Here is a 3,879-nt window from a genome sequence, read left to right as displayed (position 1 = left end):
CCGGCTGGCGGCCCGCTGCCGTTCCTGATCTCCGCGCGCTCACCCAGAGCTCTCCAGGACCAGGCCGCCCGGCTGGCCGCGCACGTCAGCGGTGACAGCGCGCCGCGGCTGGTGGACGTCGCCTACTCGCTGGCCACCACCCGGGCGACGCTGTCCCACCGCGCCGTCGTCATCGCCGGGGACCGGGACGACCTGCTCGCGGGCCTGGACGCGGTCGCGACCGAGCGGCAGACGCCCCGGACCGTCGTGGGCACCGGCACCCCTGGCAAGATCGCCTTCCTGTTCACCGGGCAGGGCGCGCAGCGCCCCGGCGCCGGCCGCGAGCTCTACGACACCTACCCCGTCTTCCGCGCCGCCTTCGACGAGACCACCGCCGCCCTCGACAGCGCCCTCGCCACCTACACCGACCAGCTCGACCAGCCGCTACGGCCACTGCGCGAGGTCATCTTCGACACCGACCCCACCGACCTCAACCAAACCCTCTACACCCAGCCCGCCCTCTTCGCCCTCGAAACCGCCCTCTACCACCTCCTCACCCACTGGGGCCTGCAACCCGACCACCTCGCCGGCCACTCCATCGGCGAACTCACCGCCGCCCACACCGCCGGCATCCTCACCCTCCCCGATGCCACCACCCTCGTCGCCGCCCGCGCCCATCTGATCAACTCCGCCCCAGCAGGCGGCATCATGATCGCCATCCAGGCCGGGGAACACGACGTCCGCACCGCCCTCGACGGCCACCCCGGCGTCGACATCGCCGCCATCAACGGGCCGACCTCCGTCGTCATCGCCGGCGACCCCGAACCCACCCACGCCGTCGCCCAACACTTCGCCGACCGCGGGGTAAAAACCCGTCAGCTACGCGTCAGCCATGCCTTCCACTCCCACCACCTCGACCCCATCCTCGACCAGTTCGACGCCGTCGCCCGCACCCTCACCTACCACCAGCCCGCCGTCCCGATCGTGAGCGCTCTCACCGACACCCCGNCCCACCACCTCGACCCCATCCTCGACCAGTTCCACACCATCGCCGCCACCCTCACCTACCACCAGCCCTCGATCCCGATCATCACCGCCCTCACCGACACCCCCGACAGCGACCCGGCCACCCCCGAACACTGGACCCGCCACATCCGCGCCACCGTCCACTACCAGCACGCCACCGAAACCCTCCACCACCACGGCACCACCACCTACCTCGAACTCGGCCCCGACCCCGTCCTGACCGCCCTCACCCACGAAACCCTCACCAACACCAACAGCGACAGCGGCGACAACCGACCCGAAACGGTCGCCGTCCCCCTGCTGCGCCGCAACCGGCCCGAAACGGCCACCCTGCTCACCGCGCTCGCCACCGCACACACCCACGGCGTCCGCCTGGACTGGCCCGCCCTCTTCACCGGCCCCGACACGACCGGCCCCGACGCGGCGATCGCCCCGCCACGCACCGTCCCCCTGCCCAACTACGCCTTCCAGCGCCAGCGCTTCTGGCTGCGCCCCGCCACCACCAGCGGCGACCCCACGACCCTGGGCCTCGCAGCCACCCAGCACCCGCTCCTGCGTGCCGCCCTCACCCCCGCCGACACCGAGCAGACCATCCTCACCGGCCGCCTCTCCCTGCACACCCACCCCTGGCTCGCCGACCACGCCGTGCTGGGCTCCGTGATCGTCCCGGGCACGGTGTTCATCGAGCTCGCCCTGCACGCCGGCGAGATCACCGGGTACGACACCGTCGACGAGCTGATCGCCGAGGCGCCGCTGGTGTTGCCCGGCCGGTTCGGCGTCCAGGTACAGGTCGTCGTCGGCGCGCCGGACGAGACGGGACGCCGACCGATCGCGGTCCACTCGCGGCCGGACGGCGAGCAGCCCCGCGCCGACGGCTGGACCCGCCACGTCAGCGGCTACCTGACCGCCGACGACACCCCCGCCGCGGAGGCCCTGGCGACCTGGCCGCCTCCGGGCGCCGAGGCCATCAGCACCGACGGTGACGACAGCGGCAGCGGCAGCGCGTACGTCGACAGCGTCTACGAAGCCCTGGCCGGCGCGGGGCTGGTGTACGGGCCGACGTTCCGCGGGCTGCGCGCCGCCTGGCAGCGGCAGTCCGAACGGGGCGAGGAGCTGTTCGCCGAGATCGAGCTGCCCGAGCAGGTACGCGCGGACGCCGGCGACTTCGGCCTGCACCCCGCCCTGCTCGACGCGGCCGTGCACGTCAGCGCCCACCGGGGGCTGCTCGACGCCCCGCCAGGCCAGGTGCAGCTTCCGTTCGCCTGGTCGGGTCTGCGGCTGCACTCCGCCGGCGCGTCCGCGCTGCGGGTGCGGCTGGCGGTGATCGGACCGGACCGGCTGTCCCTGCACACCGCCGACGGCACCGGCGCGCTCGTGCTGTCGATCGCCTCGCTCACCGGCCGGCTGGTGTCCTCGGCGCAGATCAACGCCGCGCGGGCCGCCGCCGGCGGGGCAACGGACGACGACACCCTGTTCGCGGTGGACTGGAAACCGCTGCCGACGTCGACGGCCACCGACCGCCGGACCTGGTCCGTGCTCGGCGCCGAGGAGCACCTGCGCGACCTGCTGCGGCAGGCCCGCGCGGACACCCGCGCGTTCGCCGACCTCACCGACCTCACCACCGCCATCGACCTCGGCGAGCCCACCCCCGGTCTGGTCTTCGCCAGCGGCCTGCCGGCCACCGGCGTCGACGACAGCGGCCCGAACACCAGTGCCGGCGACGGCGGCACTGGCGGTGACGTCCTGGCCGCCGCGCACGCGACGGCGCGCGGCGTCCTGGCCCAGGTGCAGGCGTGGACCGCCGAACGCCGGGTCGACGGCGCCCAGCTCGTCATCGTCACCCGGCACGCGGTCGCCGTGGACGGCGTCCCCGCCGACGCCCCCGCCGACGCCCAGGGCACAGCCGACCCCCAGGGCACAGCCGACGCGGACACGACAACCGCTCAGGAGACGGACGCCCCCAACGGGACCGCCGGCGGCGGAACTGTCGGCAGCGGGGCCGTTGGCAGTGAAGTTGTTGACGAAGCTGTCGATGTCGCGTCCGCCGCCGTGTGGGGGCTGGTGCGTTCGGTGCAGGCCGAGCATCCCGGCCGGATCGTCCTGCTCGACGTCGACGACGATCCCGTCTCGGCCGCGGCGCTGCCGGCGGCGCTCGCCGTCGCGGACGCCGGCGGTGAGCCGCAGCTCGCGATCCGCGCGGGCAGCGTCGCCGTCCCCCGCCTGGTCCGGGTCGCGACGGCCGACCCGACCGGCACGGCAGGCCCAGGCACGGATGTGGCCGCGGGTGCGGGTGCGGGTGCGGACACAGCCACGGCCACAGAGACGATCACGGAGACGGCCGCGGGCGGCCCGGCGTCCGTCACGGACAGCACGGTGGACGCGCCGGACACCACGTCGGACACCACAGCGTCGGACACCACAGCGGACGTGACAGCGACCGGCACAGTGGCCGGGACGTCGTTCACCGCCGGCGGCACTGTTCTGATCACAGGTGGTACCGGCGCGATCGGCGCGCTGGTCGCCCGCCATCTGGTCGCCGCCCACGGCGTCCGCCACCTCGTCCTGACCTCCCGCGGCGGTCCCGACGCCGCCGGTGCGGTGGCGCTGCGGGACGAGCTCGCCGAGCTCGGCGCGACCGCCACCGTCGTGGCCGCGGACGCCGCCGACCGTGGCGCGCTCGCCGGCGTCCTCGCCGCGATCCCGGCCGAGCATCCGCTGACCGCGGTCGTGCACGCCGCCGGCATCGCCGACGACGGCCTGCTCGCCGGCCTCACCGGTGACCGTCTCGACGCGGTGCTGCGTCCCAAGCTGGACGGCGCCTGGCACCTGCACGAGCTCACCCGCGGGCACGACCTGGCCGCGTTCGTGCTGTTC

General features: G+C 74.5%; 1 protein-coding gene. It reads left to right on the top strand.

The annotated features are described in order from the left end of the window. Positions 1-15: 15 nt before the first annotated feature. The coding region (locus FrCorBMG51_RS24225; RefSeq protein ID WP_476742252.1) for an SDR family NAD(P)-dependent oxidoreductase at positions 16-3,879 on the top strand (3,864 nt) is incomplete at its 3' end.

The organism is Protofrankia coriariae (genome assembly GCF_001017755.1).
Taxonomy (GTDB): domain Bacteria; phylum Actinomycetota; class Actinomycetes; order Frankiales; family Frankiaceae; genus Protofrankia; species Protofrankia coriariae.
The sequence above is the reverse complement of the archived record's forward strand: the minus strand, read 5'-3'. Positions and strand labels throughout refer to the sequence as shown.